The organism is Fructobacillus sp. EFB-N1, from assembly GCF_001038455.1.
Classification (GTDB): Bacteria; Bacillota; Bacilli; order Lactobacillales; family Lactobacillaceae; genus Fructobacillus; species Fructobacillus cardui.
The window spans coordinates 1-21,019 of sequence record NZ_LDUY01000019.1; the positions used below are offsets into that span (position 1 = coordinate 1).

The 21,019-nt window shown below is 44.6% G+C and carries 19 protein-coding genes and 2 tRNA genes; all 21 read right to left on the reverse strand.

What is annotated here, in order from left to right; genetic code table 11:
* Positions 1–562 (reverse strand): LysM domain-containing protein (locus FEFB_RS05115; RefSeq protein ID WP_047975164.1); only part of this gene is annotated, 562 nt, incomplete at its 3' end.
* Positions 563–779: 217 nt separating this feature from the next.
* Complete coding sequence (locus tag FEFB_RS05120; RefSeq protein WP_047975165.1) at positions 780–1,223, reverse strand: F0F1 ATP synthase subunit epsilon; 444 nt, start codon at positions 1,221–1,223, stop codon at positions 780–782.
* A gap of 11 nt (positions 1,224–1,234) precedes the next feature.
* Complete coding sequence (atpD, locus tag FEFB_RS05125) at positions 1,235–2,635, reverse strand: F0F1 ATP synthase subunit beta (RefSeq protein WP_047975166.1); 1,401 nt, start codon at positions 2,633–2,635, stop codon at positions 1,235–1,237.
* Positions 2,636–2,698: 63 nt separating this feature from the next.
* Positions 2,699–3,610: a F0F1 ATP synthase subunit gamma gene (locus tag FEFB_RS05130; protein ID WP_047975167.1), complete on the reverse strand. Its 912-nt coding sequence runs from the start codon at positions 3,608–3,610 to the stop codon at positions 2,699–2,701.
* 11 nt (positions 3,611–3,621) lie between these two features.
* Positions 3,622–5,136: a F0F1 ATP synthase subunit alpha gene (atpA, locus tag FEFB_RS05135; RefSeq protein ID WP_047975168.1), complete on the reverse strand. Its 1,515-nt coding sequence runs from the start codon at positions 5,134–5,136 to the stop codon at positions 3,622–3,624.
* Between the two features lie 12 nt (positions 5,137–5,148).
* Positions 5,149–5,691, reverse strand: coding sequence for an ATP synthase F1 subunit delta (atpH, locus tag FEFB_RS05140; RefSeq protein ID WP_047975169.1), 543 nt, complete (start codon positions 5,689–5,691; stop codon positions 5,149–5,151).
* Positions 5,692–5,700: 9 nt separating this feature from the next.
* On the reverse strand, positions 5,701–6,207 hold the full coding sequence (gene atpF / locus FEFB_RS05145) for a F0F1 ATP synthase subunit B (RefSeq protein ID WP_152666241.1): 507 nt from the start codon (positions 6,205–6,207) through the stop codon (positions 5,701–5,703).
* A 24-nt stretch (positions 6,208–6,231) separates the two neighbouring features.
* The gene (gene atpE / locus FEFB_RS05150; RefSeq protein ID WP_047975171.1) at positions 6,232–6,459 is read right to left on the reverse strand and encodes an ATP synthase F0 subunit C; all 228 of its coding nucleotides are present in this window, start codon (positions 6,457–6,459) and stop codon (positions 6,232–6,234) included.
* Between the two features lie 102 nt (positions 6,460–6,561).
* On the reverse strand, positions 6,562–7,284 hold the full coding sequence (atpB, locus tag FEFB_RS05155; protein ID WP_047975172.1) for a F0F1 ATP synthase subunit A: 723 nt from the start codon (positions 7,282–7,284) through the stop codon (positions 6,562–6,564).
* 204 nt (positions 7,285–7,488) lie between these two features.
* Complete coding sequence (locus FEFB_RS05160) at positions 7,489–8,772, reverse strand: solute carrier family 23 protein (RefSeq protein ID WP_047975173.1); 1,284 nt, start codon at positions 8,770–8,772, stop codon at positions 7,489–7,491.
* Positions 8,773–8,850: 78 nt separating this feature from the next.
* Positions 8,851–9,564, reverse strand: a complete 714-nt coding sequence (gpmA, locus tag FEFB_RS05165) for a 2,3-diphosphoglycerate-dependent phosphoglycerate mutase (RefSeq protein ID WP_047975174.1) — start codon at positions 9,562–9,564, stop codon at positions 8,851–8,853.
* Between the two features lie 128 nt (positions 9,565–9,692).
* Positions 9,693–9,893: a cold-shock protein gene (locus FEFB_RS05170; RefSeq protein ID WP_047975175.1), complete on the reverse strand. Its 201-nt coding sequence runs from the start codon at positions 9,891–9,893 to the stop codon at positions 9,693–9,695.
* Positions 9,894–10,099: 206 nt separating this feature from the next.
* Complete coding sequence (locus tag FEFB_RS05175) at positions 10,100–10,771, reverse strand: DUF4811 domain-containing protein (RefSeq protein WP_047975176.1); 672 nt, start codon at positions 10,769–10,771, stop codon at positions 10,100–10,102.
* A gap of 1 nt (position 10,772) precedes the next feature.
* Positions 10,773–12,281, reverse strand: a complete 1,509-nt coding sequence (locus FEFB_RS05180; RefSeq protein ID WP_047975177.1) for an MDR family MFS transporter — start codon at positions 12,279–12,281, stop codon at positions 10,773–10,775.
* 145 nt (positions 12,282–12,426) lie between these two features.
* Entirely contained in the window at positions 12,427–13,131 is a 705-nt protein-coding gene (locus FEFB_RS05185) for a type I pantothenate kinase (RefSeq protein ID WP_047975178.1), read from the reverse strand.
* Between the two features lie 2 nt (positions 13,132–13,133).
* Positions 13,134–15,503, reverse strand: a complete 2,370-nt coding sequence (gene helD / locus FEFB_RS05190; protein WP_047975179.1) for an RNA polymerase recycling motor HelD — start codon at positions 15,501–15,503, stop codon at positions 13,134–13,136.
* A gap of 201 nt (positions 15,504–15,704) precedes the next feature.
* Positions 15,705–16,922, reverse strand: coding sequence for a phosphoglycerate kinase (gene pgk, locus FEFB_RS05195; protein ID WP_047975180.1), 1,218 nt, complete (start codon positions 16,920–16,922; stop codon positions 15,705–15,707).
* Between the two features lie 202 nt (positions 16,923–17,124).
* A tRNA-Gln gene (locus FEFB_RS05200) sits at positions 17,125–17,196 on the reverse strand.
* A 29-nt stretch (positions 17,197–17,225) separates the two neighbouring features.
* Positions 17,226–17,308, reverse strand: a tRNA-Tyr gene (locus FEFB_RS05205).
* A gap of 264 nt (positions 17,309–17,572) precedes the next feature.
* A complete protein-coding gene (locus tag FEFB_RS05210; RefSeq protein ID WP_047975181.1) occupies positions 17,573–19,459 on the reverse strand; it encodes a M13-type metalloendopeptidase in 1,887 nt (628 codons plus the stop codon).
* A gap of 122 nt (positions 19,460–19,581) precedes the next feature.
* The gene (locus tag FEFB_RS05215; protein ID WP_235271967.1) at positions 19,582–20,970 is read right to left on the reverse strand and encodes an MFS transporter; all 1,389 of its coding nucleotides are present in this window, start codon (positions 20,968–20,970) and stop codon (positions 19,582–19,584) included.
* Between the last annotated feature and the right edge of the window lie 49 nt (positions 20,971–21,019).

Genomic DNA, 21,019 nt, shown 5'->3' on the forward strand with positions numbered 1-21,019 from the left:
TAACTGACTGTGATGCAGGGGCTTGTGAAACCGCTGCCTGAGAACTAACTGACTGTGATGCAGGGGCTTGTGAAACCGCTGCCTGAGAACTAACTGACTGCGATGTAGACGTTTGGGCACTTTGCGAACTCGTCTGACTGCCATTCTTATTGACAGACAAAGTCTGTCCAATAAAAATTTGATTGGCATCCTTGATATTATTTTCTTGGGCCAACTGATCAACACTCAAAGCAAACTTCTGCGCCAATGTCCACAGGTTATCACCCGCTTGGACTCGGTAAGTATTTTCGGTCGTTTGTGTTGTGGCATTTTGTGATGTGGCGTTTGTATTGGCAACACCGATAATCAATTCTTGTCCTTGATAAATTTGATCAACATTTTGAATTTTATTATCCGATGCCAACTGTGCCACCGTCGTATTAAAACGAGACGCTAATGCTGATAGCGTTTCGCCATGGGCAACTGTATGTTTTTGTACCTGGTCGGCACTAACTGCATGTTGACCGGCTGCAACGGAGCCGGCCAAACCAGCAGCAATTAATAATTGCTTTTTGACGTTCATATGACTCTCCTTTCTTTTTTGAGGCGCGAAAAAATCGATAATCTGCGCCTACTATGTCTCATGATAACCCTTTTTATGTAACAGTGTTTTTAAAATTATGATAAGAAGCCATTAAAGCAAAACTTTTACTGATAAATCAGCTTGGGCTCAGACCCACTGCTTTTTACTTTAAACGACAAAAAAAGGAGTTAGCCAACAGCTAACTCCCTTTTTGATTTTAACGACCTGAGCGAATTGAAGCAACGTGAATTCGGTTAACGGCACGCATCAAAGCGACACGAGCCATATCCATTTCGTGTTGGTTCTTGATTTCTTGTGCATGGTCCAAACGAACTTGCGCACGTTCCTTGGCACTTTCAGCACGATTCACATCGATATTATCAGCAGTTTCCGCACTGTCGGCGATGACCGTCAACAGATTATTAGAAAACTCAGCCACGCCACCGTTAACGGCGAGTGACTTCTCTTGCTGGTCTTTTTTAACCAACATTTCGTCAATGGCCATGGCGGCCAAAATTGGTTCATGGCCGGCCATAATTCCAAGTTGTCCACCCTGTGTATTAATCACAGCAATTTCAACTTGGTCTTGGTCGTAGACTTGGCCTTCAGGGGTCACAATCTTAACTGTGATTCCCCGTGAGCTTGTTTCTTCATCAGCCATGGATTACCCCCTTATTGGGCCATCGACTTGGCCTTATCAACCACTTGTTCGATAGCACCGACGTTACGGAAGGCATCTTCAGGCAAGTTATCATACTGACCGTTCAAGATTTCCTTGAATGAGCGAACAGTTTCTGAAACAGGAACATATTCACCCTTCACACCAGTAAAGGTTTCCGCAACTGAGAATGGTTGTGACAAGAAGAATTGGATACGACGAGCACGGTTAACAGTAACCTTCTCTTCGTCTGACAATTCATCCATACCCAAAATTGCAATGATATCTTGCAATTCACGGTAACGTTGCAAAGTCCGTTGCACTTCAGTGGCAACTTCATAGTGCTCTTGACCAACAACTTGTGGGTCCAAAGCTGAAGAAGTTGATGCCAAAGGATCAACGGCAGGATAGATACCCTGTTGTGTCAATGAACGTTCCAAGTTGGTTGTGGCATCCAAGTGGGCGAAAGTCGTTGCAGGTGCGGGGTCGGTATAATCATCGGCTGGCACATAAACGGCTTGAATTGAAGTAACGGCACCCTTCTTAGTAGAAGTGATTCGTTCTTGCAAACGGCCCATTTCAGAAGCCAACGTTGGTTGGTAACCAACGGCTGAAGGAATACGACCCAAAAGGGCAGAGACTTCAGATCCAGCTTGCGTGAAACGGTAAATGTTATCGATAAAGAGCAAAACGTCCTTACCTTCGTTATCACGGAATGATTCGGCCATTGTCAAACCAGTCAAGGCAACACGCATACGCGCACCAGGAGGTTCGTTCATTTGACCATAAACCATGGCAGTTTGCTTCAAAACGCCAGATTCCTTCATTTCGTGGTACATGTCGTTACCTTCACGGGTACGTTCCCCGACACCAGTAAAGACAGAAATACCATTATGCCCTTGGGCAATGTTGTGGATCAATTCTTGGATTAGAACGGTCTTCCCAACCCCGGCTCCACCGAAGAGCCCAATCTTTCCACCACGGATATATGGTGCCAGGAGGTCAATAACCTTGATTCCTGTTTCCAAAATTTCCGTTGAAGTTGCAAGTTCATCAAATTCAGGGGCATCACGGTGAATTGGGTGGCGTTCGACTGAAGAGTCGACGGCACCTGCATTATCCACTGGTTCACCCAAGACGTTGAAAACTCGACCCAAAGTAGCTTCCCCTACGGGAACTTCAATGGGCTTACCGGTATCGGTCACGGCCATGCCGCGTTGCAATCCATCAGTTGAGTCCATGGCGATGGTACGGACAACACCGTTTCCCAAAGCCAAAGAAACTTCAACCGTCAATGTTTTGTCAGATCCCAAATCAACCAACAAGGCGTTGTTGATTTCAGGAACAACTTGCCCTTCTTCAAAGGCAACATCAACAACTGGACCGATCACTTGTACGACTTTTCCAGTAGTCATCGTTGTTTCCTTTCAAATTCAAAGCTTTGCTGCTTAAAAATCAGCAAAGATGCTGCGATTAGCTTATTCCAAAGCAACCAAACCACCAGTAATTTCGGTGATTTCAGTCGTGATTTGAGCTTGTCGCGCACGGTTATATTGCAAACCTAACGTTCCAATCAAATCGTCGGCTGAGTCGGTTGCCGATGACATCGCCGTTGATGATGCGGCATGTTCCGCCGTCTTAGCATCCAATACGGCTTCGAAAACCAATGATTGGATGTATTGAGGCAAAACCACGTTCAAAACTGCAGTTGAATTAGGTTCAGAATCATAGGCTGATTGAACTTCAAAGTCCGCTGCCACGTGTTCGTGACTATCATCCATGTCTTCCAAAATGTCCTTTGTCAATGGCAATAATTGCGTGTTTCGTTGTTCTGATTCCAAGCGGTTCACAAAGTGATTGTAAACCAAGTGCAAAGAATCAAAGGCTTCCGCTTCATACAATGAAATCACCGTCTTTAACAGTTGGCGAATTTCATTGAAGGTTGGGACATCGGAAATACCGCGGTGTTCCAAGGCAATTGAAAAGCCACGTTGCTTATAAAAATCAGCCCCGTTACCACCAATTGCTAAGATTACAGTATTTTCTTTGGTTAAGTTGTGCTTTTCCATCAAGGCATTGGTTTCCTTGATGATGTTGGCGTTATAAGACCCAACTAAACCTCGGTCTGAGGTCACAAGCAAGATTCCTGTCTTCTTTACCGGCCGCTTAGCAACCATTGGTAAATGAGCAGAATCGACATTATCCAACACGTGCGCCTCAATTAAGTGGCCCACAACCGCCTTCAAACGGTTAGCATATTCATGATAACCAGTGGCCGAATTTTGAATCTTACTTAGCTTTGCAGTTGAAACCAACTGCATTGCAGCTGTAATCTGCCGAGTCTTTTTTGTTGAGCCAATTCGCCGTTTAATATCTTGTAAAGAAGCCATGTTGCCTCCTTTTATTGGTCAACTGAGCCAGCAAAGCCATCCTTAAAGCTCTTCACTGCAGCATCCATCTTAGATTCGTCAGGCAAGGCCTTTGTTGTAACGATTTCGTCCAACAAGTCCTTTTGGCTAGCATCCAAGTATGAAACAAATTCATCTTGGAAGCGTTGCAAATCTTCGATTGCCACGTCATCCAAGAAGCTGTGTGTCAAGGCATACAAGACAAAGACTTGATGCTGAACAGACATTGGCGCGTGCAAAGGTTGCTTCAAGATTTCAACAGTGCGCTTTCCACGACCCAACTTAACTTGCGTTGCCGCATCCAAGTCAGAACCGAATTGAGCAAAGGATTCCAATTCGCGGAAGGAAGCCAAGTCCAAACGCAAAGTTCCAGAAACCTTTTTCATTGCCTTAATCTGGGCGTCCCCTCCAACACGAGAAACAGATGTTCCGGCATCGATGGCAGGACGAACACCGGCGTAGAATGAGTCGGCATCCAAGAAAATCTGACCATCGGTGATTGAAATCACGTTGGTTGGGATATATGCAGAAACGTCACCACCCTGTGTTTCAATGATTGGCAAAGCAGTCATTGATCCACCACCGAGTTCGTCTGACAACTTGGCTGCACGTTCAAGCAAACGTGAGTGCAAGTAGAAGACATCACCAGGGTAAGCTTCACGTCCAGGCGGACGACGCAAGATCAAAGATATCTCACGGTAGGCCGTTGCTTGCTTTGACAAATCATCAAAGACAATCAAGACGTGCTTGCCGTTGTACATGAATTCTTCACCCATGGCTGCACCGGCATAAGGAGCCAAGTACAACAAAGCGGCAGCTTCAGATGGGCCAGCATTAACAACAATCGTGTAATCCATTGCGCCCATCTTCTTCAAAGTTTCAACTTGTTCACGAACAGTTGAATCCTTTTGACCAATAGCGACATAAACAACAATCATGTCTTGGTCTTTTTGGTTCAAAATTGTATCAATGGCGATTGAAGTCTTTCCAGTCTTACGATCACCAATGATCAATTCACGTTGTCCACGTCCGATTGGAACCAAGGCATCAATGGCCTTAATTCCAGTTTGCAAAGGTTCTGAAACGGACTTACGTTCCATGACACCAGGAGCCTTTACTTCGATTGGTCGTGTCTTCGTTGTTTTCAAGTCGCCTAATCCGTCAATTGGTTGTCCCAATGCGTTGACGACGCGCCCGATAAGTTCTTCACCAACTGGCACTTCCATGATGTGTCCAGTTCGCTTAACTGTATCACCTTGGCGGATACCATCTGAACTACCCAAAACGATAATTCCGACTTCGCTCTCTTCCAAGTTTTGGACCATTCCGAATTCGCCGTTTGTAAATTCGACCAATTCACCAGAAAGGGCATTTGCCAAACCAGTAGCTCGTGCAATTCCATCTCCGATATAGGTAACAGTACCAATTTCTTCTACAGTCAGTTTTGTGTCAAACTTTTCGAGCTGCTGCTTAATTAAAGCAGAAATTTCTTCAGCTTGAATCGCCATGTCTTTTCCTCACTAACCTAGTAACTCTGCCCTCATTTTGGCAATCTTTGACTGCAATGAGCCGTCAATTAACAACGACTTCGATTGCATTACCACGCCCCCAATAATGTCTTGATTGACTTTATAGGTTGCTTGGATTTTCTTTGCGCCACTTTGCTTCTTAAAAGCATTTGACAACCTCTTTTTTTGGTCTTCATCAGCTTCCACCGCTGTGGTGATGGTCACGGCTTGAATGCCCTGACTTTGCTGGTAAAGGTCAAAGAAACGATCAACTACTGCAGGCAAATATGCGAAATGGTGGTGGGCCAAAAGAATTTTAACCAAGTTCACCACTGCATTATCTGCGCCTTGCGTCAGCGCATCAACTAACCCACCTTGGTCAGCATCAGAAATTGTCTGTGCTGTTAACAAAGAAGTTAATTTTGGTTCAGCGACAACCACTGAACGAATGGCTAGCAAGTCTGCACTAATGTTTTCTAAAACATTGTGTTCGTCTGCATAAGCCAAGATTGCTTGGGCGTATTGGTTAACAATTTTTTCTTTTTGCTTGGCCATACGCCCCCCTTACTGCTGGTCTAAGTCTGCCAAATAGGCATCAATCAAAGACCGCTGATCATCAGCAGATAAATTCTTTTGAATCAATTTAGATGCAATCGTTACAGACAAGTCTGCCACATCCTTCTTGGCAGAAGCCAACGCCTCAGTCTTCAACTGATCAGCATCATTTTCAGCTGCTTTACGCAAGCTTAAGGCCTGGTCATTAGCAGTCTTCAAGAGAGCTTCTGACTGGTCCTTAGCTGATTTCTTAGCAGCGCTAATCACTTGACTGGCTTGGTCTTTGCCGTCAGCCAATTCCTGTTCGCGTTGTGCAGCCAACTTGGCTGCATCTTCGTTTGCCTTTTTTGCACTATCCAAATCGTTGTTAATTTTATCTGCACGTGCATCCAATGCCTTCGTTAAAGGACCGAAAGCAACGTGCTTCAAGATGACCATCAGAGTAAGGAAAGCGACGATAATGAAGACCATATCACCTAAAGGCATGGCCTTTGTCATTGATAGTGTTGGAACCATCATTTTTTCCTCCCTCTGGGACTATTACTTGTTGATAAGTGTGAAGGCCATACCCAAAACGATAATTGGTGTGGCTTCAGCCAAGGCCAATCCCAAGAAGGCACGTGACAAAAGCTTGTTAGCCAATTCAGGTTGGCGAGACATTCCAGCTAAGAACTGTGAGTACATCACACCGACCCCGATACCACCACCGATGGCAGATCCCGCAAAGGCAATCCCGGCTGCGATTACGCCTAAGTTGTGTAAATCCATTGTAATTCTCCTTTAATGCTAAAACGCTCCGCGTTTTTTTCTTTCGGTTTGGATGATAACGCTCCCGCGTGTGGCCTAACGCTGTGCTAGACCAAGTCAATCCTATTCATTGCCAGATAACTGAGCCGTAAAGACGGCGGTCAACATGACAAAGACATAGGCTTGAATTCCACCAATTAGTAGTGAGAATCCCTGCCATGCAATTTCCAATGGGAAGGCTAGGATAATCCAGAACCCATTTAGGTGAGTTCCCCAAGCCATGCTTGCGAGCAAATTTAACATCAATTCGCCAGCGAAGATATTTCCAAAGAGCCGCAAAGCAAGGGTCAAGAAGTTCGTAAACTGCTCAACCACATTCAAAGGAAACATCGCAACGTAGGGTTCGAAGAACATGTTCTTCAGATAACCACCCAAACCAAGTGTCTTCACACCTGTTCCATGGGCAAGCATCAACGACATAATCGCCAATGTAAAGGCAAATAATGGGTCAGCTGTTGGCGACTTAACATAAGTAACGCCATTACCCATCTTAACTTGCAACAGCAAGCCCATCTCGTTTGCAACAATCAAAAACAAGAAAAGGGTGAAGGAATAGAGACCGAATTGTCGGGCCAAATTGGCCGGCAACTGGTCGCCTAAGATTCCGCGAACAAAATCTAAGACATACTCAATTGCGTTCTGCCCTCGGCTTGGACGAATACCCACTTTTCGAGTCATCAAAACCGCTACCAAAACCACGATTGACATTGCCAAAAGCGTTGAAATAATCGTCGTCCAGTTAAAGGTTAGACCCAACAAGGTAAAGGTTGATGTTGGTTCATCCATCGATTTTCTCCTTTCTAAAGAACTTATTTTGATGCAAGGCGTTGGGCGCACTCCTCAAAATATATCCCCAATAATACTCGTCAAAGTTCTCAAATACAAGCAACTTTGTTGGAATTTCACAACATTTTTTATTTTGTTTTAATCGTAACCTAATTAAACAACAAAATAAGAAAAGTGTTGATAAGACTCCGTTAAATTAGGACTTTAGCGGTCTGATTTTGCCACCTTAGGTAAAATCAAATTCAGAATGATTCCGAGAACAGTCGCTAATGCGACACCAGAGAAGTCCACTTGTGAACCAAGCGCTAAATGGAAGTTTCCAATTCCAACAACCATCACTGGACCGGCAATCATTAAGTTCCGCTTTTGTCCATAATCAACTTTATTGTCGACAATAACTTGCAAGCCAGCTGCAGCAATTACCCCATACAGCATAAAACCAACACCTCCAGTGACGGCACCAGGGACCGTTCCAATCAAAGCCGACAGCTTACCAATGAAGGCAAATCCAGCAGCTAAGACGGCAGCACCACCAATCACCCAGACAGAGTAAACACGTGAAAGCTGCATCACTCCAATATTTTCACCGTAAGAGGTAACGGCTGGACCGCCAACCAAACCAGCAAAGACAGAAGCTGCTCCATCACCGGCCAATGTCTTATGTAAACCAGGATTGTCAAAGAAATCTTGACCAGTAATTTTAGCAAGAACCAATAAGTGGCCTAAATGCTCCGATAAGGTCACCAAAACTAAGGGGGCCATGGTCAAGACGGCCATTGGATAAAAGTGCCAAGAAAGGCCATTATGGTCGGAAAAGAGAAAGTCAAACTTTGGTAACGCAAACCAGTGGGCGCTTGCAACAGGACTCAGGTCCACTAAGCCAAGTGCTAAAGCCAACAAGTAACCAAAGATAATGCCAATTAACACTGGAATTAGACCCAAAAAGCCACCGAGATACATATTGGCAAAAATCGTGACTAACAACGTTGCGCCAGCAACTAGAAAGACCTTGATATCATAGTGGCCATTAAGTTCCGTCGCTGATTGGGCCGCTGTCGCAGCCAATGAAAGACCAATCACCAAAATCACTGGTCCAACAACTTCTGGTGGGAAAATCTTGTCAATCCAAGCAGAACCAACTCGCCAAACAATCAATGAAATAATCAAGTAAACAATTCCAACTGAAACAACGCCCTGACCAACGGCCGGATAGCCAATGGTTTTCATCATTGAAGCCATTGGGATGATAAAAGCAAAAGAAGATCCCATATAAGCGGGAACCTTACCTTTAGTTGTTAGCAAGTGAATTAATGTTCCAACACCTGATGAAAAAAGGGCGACACCAGGATTTAAACCAACCAAAAGCGGCACTAAAATCGTCGCCCCAAACATTGAAAACAAGTGTTGTAGTGACAACCCAATTAATTGAAAAAACGGAGGCCGTTCATGTAAGTCGTAAATCGGCTGCCTTTGCTGTTTTTCTTCCATATTTTTTACCTTTATCTAAAAAATCCTAATAAAAAGCCCACCGGGGAATACTCTTCCCAGACAGGCTTTTTGTTGACTTTATGCGCCCAATGTCTTCTTTGACTTGATTGACAAATCATCTGCCAAGTCATAAACGATTGGTTGGCCGTTAGCAATTTCAAGGTTCAAGATGTCATCATCTGAAATCTTTTCCAAGTGCTTAGCCAAGGCACGCAATGAGTTACCGTGAGCTGCAATCACAACGTTCTTGCCTTCTTCCAAGTCCTTCTTGATCTTGGCTTCGTAGAATGGCAATACTCGTTCCAAAGTAACCTTCAAGTTTTCACCTAATGGCAATTCTCCGAAAGGAACATCAGCATAACGGGCGTCAAAGGCAGGATAAGTCTTACCCTGAACTTCAACTGTTTCTTCATAGTTTTCAAGCAATGGAGGCAAAACATCGTATGAACGACGCCAGATGTGCACTTGATCGTCGCCCCACTTTTCAGCGGCTTCTGCCTTGTTTTGTCCTTGCAAAGCGCCATAGTGACGTTCGTTCAAACGCCATGACTTTTCTTCTGGGACGTACAATTGGCCAGCTTCTTCCAATGCGTAGTGCAAAGTCGTGATAGCACGTGTCAAAACAGAAGTATAAGCTTGGTCAAAAACCAACCCTTCTTCCTTCAAGAGTGCTCCAGCTTGCTTAGCTTGGTCAATTCCCTTGTCAGACAACTTGGTGTCAATCCAACCGTTAAAGAGGTTTAATGCGTTCCATTCACTTTGACCGTGACGGATCAAAACTAATTTTGCCATTTCCATGCTCCTTTGATTATTACAATAAGATTCCATGCTATTATACAACATTTGTTCTTTGAATTGAATTTATTCCAAAGAAAAAACCCGGGAAAAATCTCCCGAGTTTTTAGACAAAGACTAAGTAATTAGTCCTTGTTGATGTTAACAGCTTGCAAACCGCGGTCTGAGTTTTCAACATCGAAAGTTACGGCTTGGCCGTCTTCCAAAGTCTTGAATCCGTCGCCTTGGATTGCTGAGAAGTGTGCAAACACATCTTCGCCTGATTCGCGTGTGATGAAGCCGTAGCCCTTTTCGCTGTTAAACCACTTTACAGTGCCTTTTTCCATGATTGTTTCTCCTTGGGTCATCCCAAAATTGTAGTTGTAATTAAGAATTGTTGGTATGACGCCTTCCGAAAAAAACAAATCAAAATCAAAACCTAAATTACACTGTTACTGTAACATAGAAATCAAGACTAAGCAATATTTTTCACTTAATTTAGGTGGAATCATACTAGTTTAATTAAAAAGTACAGTTTCCTTTTAACTAATTTTTAATGATTATTATCTAAGAGATTTTGATAATAAGAAACAGCAGTTTGCGCTGCCCCATCCGGATCGGTTTGGGATTGTGACTTAACCTGTTGGAACCATTGAATAAAGTCCGCTTGGTTAGCCATTCCCGAAACAATGCTCTTCAATCGTTCTCCATCTTGTGATGAGAGTGCCAACCATGTTGGTGGTACTTGGTAAGTTACCTGACGTGACTTCAAGTCATGGTTATTACCCGAGATGGCAAACATAAACTTATAGAAGCCGTTGCGGTAAACATAGTTCTTAGAAGTTGTCACCTTAAAGGCTTGATTTCCTTGAACATTTTGGATAGCCGTCTTAGTCTTCAAATCAGGCTTGGCCACCGTTGGCGTTGTACTTGTCGAAGTGTCTCGGTAAATAAAGACCTTTTCATTACCAGAAGTGCCCACTTGTTGGTAGGACAAAACGCCATAGATATTTTGACCCTGAACAGAATAAATTTGCTGCTTGGTCGTCGTTGTTTGCACCTTCATCCCAAAATGATCATGCATATTGACAATGATTAAAACAACTGAAGTAATCACGATTAGAAAAGAAACAGCAACAGCAACAATCCGCTTTCTCATATCCTGAATCATCATCAGTGAGACAAAAGCTAAGATAACAAAAATAAATAGAATAAAGATAATCATCTTAGTTCTCCTTTCCTGCTGCTGATTTTGGCTCAACCTTACCCTTATGCATCAAAAATGACAGCGCAAAGGCTAGCAAAGCAAAGCAAGCGGCCAAGAGGAAGGACGCATGGAAACCGTCCAAGCTGGCCTGTAAGGCCTTTGAGCCATAGGCAATCGGATCGGCCGTCTTCAAAGAATCGCTTGGCAAGTTATTATTAATTTGTGACTGCATCACGGAAGCAAGAATTGCTGTTCCCAATGAGGCCGCAATCTGACGAGCCGTGTTGTTAACCGCAGTTCCCTGCGCCGTTTGATTGAGGTGCAAAGCCCCCATAGCAGATGACGTTAATGGCATCATCGTAATCCCGACACCCATCATTCGAACCATGTACAAGGCCGTGATATAAATCGTTGGTGTTGTTTCAGTCAAGAATTGGAACGGAATCGTTCCCAGCAAAATCATGGCAAAACCAAAGGCTGCCAAGCGTTTTGCTCCGTAAAGATCATAGAAATAGCCAGCAATTGGTGACATGACCCCAATCATCAAAGCACCAGGCAAGAGTGTCAGACCTGAATTTAAGGCTGACAAGCCACGAACCTGTTGCATATAGATTGGCAAGACCATTTCAACACCAATCATGGCGATAAAGGTCAAGGCAACCAAGGCTGACGTCAAAGCAAATTGCTTATTTTTAAAGACAGAAACGTCCAAAAATGGCTTTTCCATGTGAAGTTGGTGACGCACGAACTCAGCAATCACTAAGACCCCAACAATCATTGGTGCCAAAACCCAAGTAAAGTTTGTCCATGAATAGTTTGAAACCATGGCTGATCCAAACAAAACCAAACCGAAACCAACAGTCGATTCAATCAATGAACGGATATCCAAACTAACCTTACGCGTTTCCAAAACATTACGGAAGTAAATGACTGACAAAACTAAGACAATCACAGCCAGTGGCAAGACCATACCGAAGATTGACCGCCAGTCACCACCAACAGTCATCCCCAAGACATCATGCTTTGAATCCAAAATCCAACCAGTCAATGTTGGGCCGATAGCTGGAGCCATTCCAATCACCAAACCAACCATTCCCAATGCCTTACCACGGGACTTGGCATCAAAAAGTGTTAGCGCCACAACCTGCATCAATGGCATCACGATTCCAGCGGCAATCGCCTGCAATGCACGAGCGACCATTAACAACCAAAAGGCATTCGTAGGCGTCACGTAAGCCACTGCCGTACCAATCGTATAGACCACCAAAGCAGATAGATACAGATACTTCGTTGGAATTCTCGTCGTCAAAAAGGCGGAAACGGGCACCATAATACCGTTGACCATCAAAAAGATAGTTGTCAGCCATTGAACCGTCGCCGTATCGACATTAAAGGCAGTCATCAGGGTTGGCAAAGCTGTTCCCAATGACGTCTGCATGATAATAATGATAAAAGATCCAATCATCAACAGGGCCATCATGGCCGCTCGATTAATCGGCTTTCCATTCATGTCAGTATTTTCTGCCATGTTTTTCCTCCATTTGTTGTGCAAATAAAATTTGTTGCCTATGGATACTTTAACCCATAATTTGTTATTTTTCTAATATTCTAAACCCAAGCAACAATCTTACCAATGGAAATGGCCCCTGTCAAATTTCCGAACATTCGGTCTTCTAGTTCTGTGATCGAGAACCCATCGTTAAAGAAACAGGATGATGGTAGCGATCAAGCTGTAAAATCAGGTCGGCATCCGCCCGTGTTTTTTGGATATAGCGATCATAATTGACCTGATTTGTCTGCTCCCAAACCGATAAGGCAAGGTCGTAAAAGTCCTTAATCGCCATGTCCTTGTACTGGTAACGCCAAGACTGCGGCTGGCTGCTTGCCTTCACCGTTGCCAAGAAGTTACGTTCCAAGTACCAGTCCTTAATATCGTTGATATCCGCTTCGACAAAAACCGTTTGATCAAGGTTTTCTGCCGGTAACTGGAGGGCAACGACACCCTCAATAATTAAGATGTCCGGTCGACTAATTTCTTGCTTTTCACCCGGCACAATATCGGCCCAAGTTTGTGAATAGCGGTTAATGACCTGACTTTTCATGCCAGCCTTAAAATTTTCAATCAACTGGACTAAATCCTGCAAATAATAACTTTGCGGGAAACCCTTTTGATCAAAAATCCCCTCATCTTTTAAGACTTGGTTGGTTTTCAAAAAATCATCTGTGGAAATGACGGTGGCCACCAGCCCCTTTTTTTGCAGACCCTGAGCCAATTCCGCTGCCAAAGTCGATTTACCAACAGCAACTGATCCGGTCATTCCAACCGTTAAAAAAGACCCATGATGGGCCTCATAAATTTTTTCAACTAAATTTGTCATGCTTACTCCTCCACTGTGGCGTAAAGGACCTTTGGTACTGCAGCAATCAATGGTGACACCTGACCCTGACCAATCATCGTTAGACGGTGCATTGCGCGAGAGGCGACCGTATAAAGCAAGCGCTGCTGGTCTTCCTTTTCGTAGTGAGCAGCATCCGCCTGCCAAATGATCACCGCATCAAACTCCAAGCCCTTGGCCAGGTACGATGGAATAATCACGGCACCTGGCGCCAAGCGCTGATTTTCCGAGTGAATCAACGTTACCTTCGTGTCAGACAGCTGCTGAGCCAATTCTCTTGCAGCATCCAGTGTTTGAGTGATAATCGCCGTTTTTTCACCATCAGCCGCGTTTTCGGCCAGTTGTTCCTTGACCAAGTCAACAGCCTGATCAGTCGTTTTGGCCATCTTCAAGACGGGCAATTCACCCTCACGGTTAAAGGCTTCAATGGCCTTTCCATTGGCCAACAATTCCTTGGAAAAATTCGTGATTTGTTCCGTTGACCGGTAGGTCTGAGTTAAATCAATCAATTCCACCTTAGCGGGATCGAAGAGTGAGGCAAAGTCTTCTTCAAGGCTGTTTGCCCAGTCTTGTGTGAAAATGGCCTGGTTTAAGTCACCCAAAACGGTAAATTTAGCATTTGGGAAGGAGAACTTCAAGAAGGCCAGCTGGAATGGCGTATAGTCCTGAATTTCATCGATAAAGAGGTAGCGAATATCGCGTTGACCATGCTTACCAGTAATTAAGTCATACAAATACAGGTAAATCGTTGTGTTTGCCAACGTTAATTCGTGCTTCTTTAAGTTTGCTACGACTTCGTTCAGATATGACTGCCATTCGTCTTCTGTTACGCCAAAATCAGCTAAGGACAAGAACTTTGGCAAGGCCTTTAAGAAGTCAACAAACTGCGTGTTGATGTTGATAAAGCCAGAGCGACGAATCTTCTTGGCCAAAGGGCGCAAAGCCTGTGTCGTAATCTTCTTGGCGAGGAAATTTCTTTCCTGCTTATCTGATTTAAACTCGCGCTCCTGCGGACCGGCACCAAGTTGGTGACGACGAGTCATTGCTGCGGCGTCGCCTTCCTGGTCATCCCCCAAACGGGTAGCACCAGCGCCAACCAATTCGTCATATTCTTCCTTAGAGAGGTTTTCAATGGCTAATTCGACCCAGTCCTGCTTCATCTGGTGACTGACTTGGGCTCGCAGTGACCGCAACAAGGAATCCTGAGTAGCTTCCAAGCGCTGTGACAACTTGTAATTGCTATTATATTGATAGTAGATTTCTAAGATTTTTTCCTTGGAAATCAGTGGTTCGCCACGGAAGTTCAAGCTACGAGCAGCCAGTCCCTTTTCATTGAGAGATTCCGCGTAGGCTTTTGTTGCTTCAAACATTTGCAAAGATCCAAGCATCCGCTCAATCTTTTCGTGTTCCACTGATTTTTCAAACCGTTCTGCCAAGGTCTGAACTGAGAACCGAGGCAGGCGCCGGGAAGCGTATTGGAAGAAGGTCAACTGAACCAGGTTCTGTTCCCCTAATTCGGGCAAAACTTGGTCAACATAGTCGTTGAACAACTGGTTAGGCGAGAACATCACCACCTGGCCAGAATTCAACTTACCGCGATAACGGTAAAGCAAGTAAGCCACTCGTTGCATAATGGCGGCCGTCTTTCCAGAACCGGCTGCCCCCTGTACGAAGAGCAAATCAGCATCCGTATTTCGGATGATTTTGTTTTGTTCCTTTTGAATCGTCGTGACAATCGACTTCATCTTAGTGGAAGACTCACCGGACAAGGCGTTTAAGAGCATGGCATCCCCGATGGCCTCTTCGGTATCAAAGAGAGTCACAATGACCCCATTTTCAATTTCAAACTGACGCTTCAAAGAAACATCAGCTTTTTGTGGGCCGACTGGCGTCAAGTATTCGACATCACCCAAGCCACCATCATAGTAGATGGAGGCAACCGGGGTCCGCCAATCATAAATGTAGAAACGACCATTATCATCGGAATAAGAAGCTAAACCAATATAGATTGACTCAGGCTCTTGATTCTCCTCACTGGGATCAGTAAAGTCGATGCGAGCAAAATATGGCTTAACGATTTGCTTCGATAAGGTCTGATAGCGGACTTCAGCCCGTGACTGGGCTGCTTCACGCTCTGCAATGGCTTGTTGCTGTTGACGGACGGACATGGCCGTTTCAACAATGCCAGAATAGGTACTGGTTTTGACCCGGACATCGTCCCAGGCGCTGGCGACGTCTGCCAGTGACCCTTTGGATTTTTTAATCTCCTCTTTGGTACTTTCCAGGGAATCGGTAATCTTTCCCAGGGTTTGGTCTAAATAGGCTTGTTCATTGACTAATTGCTCTTTTGACACGGTGCACCTCTCGAAAATAAGTTGTTGTCATTATACGCTAATTTCTTCTATTTATAAAGAGTATAAATAACAAACAAATTCAAACTTTTTGTTCGTTTTCTCTCCCACGATTAGCTTCTATTTTAACAGACTTATTAGGAAGAATTCGGATTTTATGTATAAAAAAACCAAGCACAAAATGGCTTGGTTTCAAATCATTTTTTACTTGTCAGTCAATGACTGGATACCTGGCAAAGTCTTACCTTCCAAGTATTCCAAAGATGCGCCACCACCAGTTGAGATGTGTGACAATTGGTCAGCAACACCCAAAGCTTGAACGGCAGCAGTTGAGTCACCACCACCAACGATGGTTGTACCACCATTCTTGGTTACATCAACCAAGGCGTTTCCGATTGCCAAAGTTCCCTTGGCAAAGTTTTCCATTTCAAAGACACCCATTGGGCCGTTCCATACGACCGTCTTGGCATTTGACAAAACCTTCTTGAACAAGTCAATTGACTTAGGACCAATGTCCAAGCCCATGTAACCGTCAGGGATACCAGCGTCTGAATCAACAGTCACTGTCTTAGCATCGTTGGCAAAGTTGTCAGCAGCAACGGCATCGATTGGCAAAACCAACTTGTCCCCTGCTTCTTCCATCAATTCCTTAGCCAAGTCAACCTTGTCGGCTTCAAACAATGACTTTCCAATCTTGTTGCCCTTGGCAGCATCGAAAGTATAAGCCATTCCACCACCGATGATAACCTTGTCGGCCTTCTTCAACAATGATTGAACAACTTCAATCTTGTCAGAAACCTTGGCACCACCAATGATGGCAACGAATGGACGCTTTGGTGTATCAACAGCGTCACCCAAGAACTTGATTTCCTTTTCCATCAAGAAGCCGGCTGCAGCTTGGTCAACGTTTGAAGCGATTCCAACGTTTGAAGCATGGGCACGGTGAGCAGTTCCAAAGGCATCGTTGATGAACATATCATCACCAAGTGAAGCCCAATACTTACCCAATTCAGGGTCGTTCTTTGATTCAAGCTTAACTTGCTCACCGTCATGAACATCTTCATAACGAGTGTTTTGGACCATCAATACTTGACCGTCCTTCAAATCAGCAATCGCTTGTTCCAATTGAGCACCACGTGTTTCAGGAACAAAAATAACTTCTTGTCCAAGCAATTCGCCCAAGCGCTTTGCTACTGGTTCAAGTGACAAACCTGGCTTGTCTTCTTCTGACTTGATTCGACCCAAGTGTGAGAACAAGATTGCACGGCCGTTTTCGGCGATAACGTGCTTGATTGTTGGTAATGCGGCTACGATTCGGTTATCGTTACCAATTACACCATCTTTGATAGGGACATTAAAGTCCACACGCATCAAAACCTTCTTGCCGCTCACGGCCAAGTCAGTTACTGCTAATTTTGCCATAATTGCCTCCAAATATTCTTTGTTTAAACAAGACCAATTATAAAGCAAAAAGCTGTAAATGTCTTGGGGTCTCATAGAATTTTATTGTCGAAAGACGTCAAAAAATAACGGTTCTAAATCAGATGCTCACCAAAACTGATTTTTTAAGAAAATCAGAAAAAGGCGACAAAAAAACCGGCTCATCACTGAACCGGCGTCTTAGTTGCCCCTGCTGGGATCGAACCAGCGCATGGAGGTACCAAAAACCTCTGCCTTACCACTTGGCCAAGGGGCAATGCTTCTATTTTGCCTGAAGCGAGGCAATGGGAGCGGTAGGATTCGAACCTACGAACCCGAAGGAACGGAGTTACAGTCCGTCGCGTTTAGCCAGACTTCGCTACACTCCCATTTGCTAAACAACTATTCTATAATAACAAGAATTATTGCAGGTGGCAAGTCTTTTTTCTATTTTTTTGATTATTTTTAGGCGATTATTCCAAAAAACAACGCAATTTCGCCGTTAATGCAAAACAAAAAGAAAAAGCCAATTACAAGAATTTACCCACACGAATGTTTCGTGGCCAGATCTGTAACTAACTTTTTCTATTTTTTCGAACAAGGTGAACAGCCTTCACCCCGCTTTATTTAATTGAGGAAAAAACCTAAACGTATTACCAAATTTGAATGCGCTTTTCAGGATCCAACCACATGCCATCCCCTGCCTGAATGCCATAAGTTTGGTGGAAATCATCAAAGTTTGGCAAGATAACGTTTGTTCGCAACTTCGCTGGTGCATGGACATCAATCTTCGCTAACATGGCAAGGTAAGCCGGTGCTGCCTTTTGCCGCCACAATGTGGCAAAGTTTTCAAAGAAGGCTTTTGCATCAAAGTCCTTTTGTTCCTTAGCGGCTGCCAAAGCGGCGGAAACTCCACCCAAATCAGCAACGTTTTCAGAAACAGTCAAGTGACCATTAATCTTAGCCCCGGCTGAATCCTGACCATCAAAAGCAGCAACAACCGCTTGGGTCTTCTGTTCGAAGTGTTCGAAGTCTTCCTTTGTCCACCACTCCTTCAAGTTTCCATGTTCATCGTAACGGGCGCCGTTAGTGTCAAAGGCGTGGGTAATTTCGTGGGCAATGACGGTCCCAATCCCACCAAAGTTTTGGCTGGATGATTGATGGTAATCGTAAAATGGCGCTTGCAAAATAGCAGCTGGAAAGACAATTTGATTGAATTCAGGTGAATAATAGGCGTTCACCAGGTCCCCTGGCATTTCCCAGCGACTCGTATCTGGTGCCTGTCCCCACTGACTAAAGTGATCAGCCACCGCGGCCTTAGAAAAGTCTTCCACGTTTTCCAAAAGCGACTTGTGAACATCGACTTTTCGCTTCTCCAAGTAGGCAGGAATCTGATCCGGGTAACCAACCTTAACTTGCAAGGCAGCTAACTTCACCTTTGCCTTTTCACGCGTCGCAGCCGACAACCACTTTTGTTGGTCAAAGCGGCCTTCATATACGCCAATCAAATCCTGGACCATCTTCTCGACATCTTTTTTAGCAGCCTCACCAAAATAAGTTTGACCGTACCAACGACCAACGATTTGGGCAAAGAATGCTCGAGCCTGGCGGAAGGCAGCCTTGTCTGCATCCACCGCTTCCTTGGCACCAGACAACTTTCGGCCAAAGACACCGGCATCGATTCGGCTTTGGTTCCCCAATAATTTGGCAATAGCAAGCATATTTTGAACAATTGACCAAGACTTGATCAAATCAAACTTCTTTTCTTGATAAATAGCGTTCGCCTTATCAAAGAATGCCCCATCAAAGATGATCACCTTTTCAGGCTTTTGTCCTAGTACCTTTTCAATCACCGCAGCAATTCGATAGTCGGTGAATTGTTCTGTCAAATCAGCCAAGGCCGTTGGATGGTAATTCTTCCAGTAATCCGACAACGTTTCAAGAGAACTCTCACTATCCGCCAAAATTTGGTCAAACGCCAAAGTCTCATCAACTAATTTTTGCGCCTCTTTTTCTGCAAAACCAAACCGTTGCAAGAGCCCAGCAACCATTGTTGACCAAGTTCTCAACAGATCCTTTTTGCTGTCTTCGTCCTGATAACTGGTTGTATCAGGCAAAATCAGCCCCGGATTGGCCAACCACAATTCGTTACGAGCCGTATTCTTTGAATCCGGACTAACCGTCAATGCCAGTGGTGTCGTATAAGAATCCAAAATCAATTGGCCTTCGGCTGCTTGGAACTCATCCCAGTTTTCAATCTTGAGCAACGGTTGCAAGAATTGCTGTACTTGATCCGCCTCATCTTGGCCGCGACGGTCCCAGTCCTTGGTTAACTGGTGGAAGGCAACAAACTGGTCCAAAGCGGCGACTGCCTTTTGACCGTCTTCGATTTCTTTGACCGTGGCCCGTTCCAAATCTTCAATCTTATCCGCCAAGTCATAAAAACCACCGGTGACGGGCTTAGCGGCCGGAATTTCGGCTTGATTGAGCCACTCCTGGTTGACCGCCTGATAAAAATCATCTTGATACTTTGCTACCATTGTGCGCCTCCTAATAATTGTCAATTGCGTTATTCATCATTATCCACTAGACCGCTTCTAAAAAGCAAATTTCTTCATAAAAAAAGCCAAACAAAGCGCTGTTTGGCTTTCTTTTATTAAATTTAACTAAGAGTTTGCGCCCCGGCATCTTTTGGTAAGGTTAAAACCTCCAAAAGCGGGTACAGGGAAACCAATCCCACAATCAAGAAGGTGATGTGATAGGCCAGCGTTGTTTTCATAACCTGACCAAGCAAAGCCAAAATCGTTGCGACAATCCCGACACCCAAAGCTTGTGACAGCATTTGGAGGACTGAAGTTAAGGTATTAGCTGAATTCTTCTGTTCCTTTGAAAGCTCCGAGAAAGACAATGAATTGTAAGACGTCAAAGCTAATGAGCGACCGACACCTGATACAAAGGCAACAAAGGCAATCCATGCCTTGGCGCTATCGGCGTGAAAGGCAGCCATCAAAAATGTTGCTAAACTAGCTAGGCTCAGAGCCACCACCAAGGCGTACTTGTAGCCTAAACGGCGAATAATCACGGTGGTAAACGGCTTAATGGCGATATTGCCGACGAAGATAAAGATGACATAGGTTCCAGCCATGATTGGTGACCAATGGAAGGCGACCTGCAAGACCAAGGTCAAAAGGTATGGCAAAGCGCCAATCGTCATCCAAAAGATTGATCCACCCGATTCATAGACACGGAAAGTTTTGACCTTCAGAGGCTCTAGCGAAAAGAGCGGTTGGTCGCTAGCTGAAAGATGGTGCCAGGCCAAAGCCAAAAAGACGAGTGCTACGAACAGCACCAAGAAGCCCCAGAAAAAGAGTGACAATCCACGTGACAGAATTTCAGAAGCAATCAAAAGCCCCCCACCGGCAACCGCCACAAGCAAGAAACCAAATAAATCAAAGGGCAAGTTTTCCCGTTCGTTATCATCCAAAATAAAGAACGCACCCGTTAAGATGATTAACAGGCCAATTGGCAGGTTCAAAAAGAAAATCCAATGCCAGGACAAACTAGCAATGACGTAACCCCCAAGTAAAGGAGCAATCGCCGGTGCCAAGAGTGCCGGCCAAACCAGGTAAGACAGGATTTGGAGCATTTTCTTTGGTTCCGTATTTTCCAAAATAATTAAGCGGCCGACGGGTACCATCAAGGCCCCGGACATCCCCTGGATAGCCCGCATGACCAACAAATAGGTCAAGTTGTTAAAGAGCCCGGCCAGCACGGATGAAACCGTGAAAAGACCCACGGCAATCAAAAATAAGTTCTTGCGGCGAACCTTTTTGGCTAACCAACCAGATAAGGGAATAAAGATAGCGGAAAACAGCATATAAACCGACACGAGCAATGAGGCCGTGCTTTGGGCCACTTTCAAATCAGTTGCAATCTGTGGTAACGCTGTTGTGACAATGGTTGAATCAAGCATTTGCATAAACAGTGCGGCAGCTACGACCAAGGCCGCCTGTTTCATCTGCGAAAAATTCATTTGCGAATTACTGGTCATAAAAAAATCCCCTTTTAAATGACGAATGAAATCAAAGAAGCTCCTCATT

Coding starts and splice junctions, on each gene's coding strand:
- FEFB_RS05180 (WP_047975177.1), bottom strand. CDS start 12,281: ATGGCAGAAAATACTGACATGAATGGAAAGCCGATTAATCGAGCGGCC.
- FEFB_RS05185 (WP_047975178.1), bottom strand. CDS start 13,131: ATGACAAATTTAGTTGAAAAAATTTATGAGGCCCATCATGGGTCTTTT.
- FEFB_RS05120 (WP_047975165.1), bottom strand. CDS start 1,223: ATGGCTGATGAAGAAACAAGCTCACGGGGAATCACAGTTAAGATTGTG.
- atpB (WP_047975172.1), bottom strand. CDS start 7,284: ATGGATGAACCAACATCAACCTTTACCTTGTTGGGTCTAACCTTTAAC.
- pgk (WP_047975180.1), bottom strand. CDS start 16,922: ATGGCAAAATTAGCAGTAACTGACTTGGCCGTGAGCGGCAAGAAGGTT.
- FEFB_RS05175 (WP_047975176.1), bottom strand. CDS start 10,771: ATGATTATCTTTATTCTATTTATTTTTGTTATCTTAGCTTTTGTCTCA.
- atpD (WP_047975166.1), bottom strand. CDS start 2,635: ATGACTACTGGAAAAGTCGTACAAGTGATCGGTCCAGTTGTTGATGTT.
- atpF (WP_152666241.1), bottom strand. CDS start 6,207: ATGGTTCCAACACTATCAATGACAAAGGCCATGCCTTTAGGTGATATG.
- FEFB_RS05160 (WP_047975173.1), bottom strand. CDS start 8,772: ATGGAAGAAAAACAGCAAAGGCAGCCGATTTACGACTTACATGAACGG.
- FEFB_RS05215 (WP_235271967.1), bottom strand. CDS start 20,970: ATGACCAGTAATTCGCAAATGAATTTTTCGCAGATGAAACAGGCGGCC.
- FEFB_RS05130 (WP_047975167.1), bottom strand. CDS start 3,610: ATGGCTTCTTTACAAGATATTAAACGGCGAATTGGCTCAACAAAAAAG.
- FEFB_RS05170 (WP_047975175.1), bottom strand. CDS start 9,893: ATGGAAAAAGGCACTGTAAAGTGGTTTAACAGCGAAAAGGGCTACGGC.
- FEFB_RS05210 (WP_047975181.1), bottom strand. CDS start 19,459: ATGGTAGCAAAGTATCAAGATGATTTTTATCAGGCGGTCAACCAGGAG.
- atpA (WP_047975168.1), bottom strand. CDS start 5,136: ATGGCGATTCAAGCTGAAGAAATTTCTGCTTTAATTAAGCAGCAGCTC.
- gpmA (WP_047975174.1), bottom strand. CDS start 9,564: ATGGCAAAATTAGTTTTGATCCGTCACGGTCAAAGTGAATGGAACGCA.
- atpE (WP_047975171.1), bottom strand. CDS start 6,459: ATGGATTTACACAACTTAGGCGTAATCGCAGCCGGGATTGCCTTTGCG.
- atpH (WP_047975169.1), bottom strand. CDS start 5,691: ATGGCCAAGCAAAAAGAAAAAATTGTTAACCAATACGCCCAAGCAATC.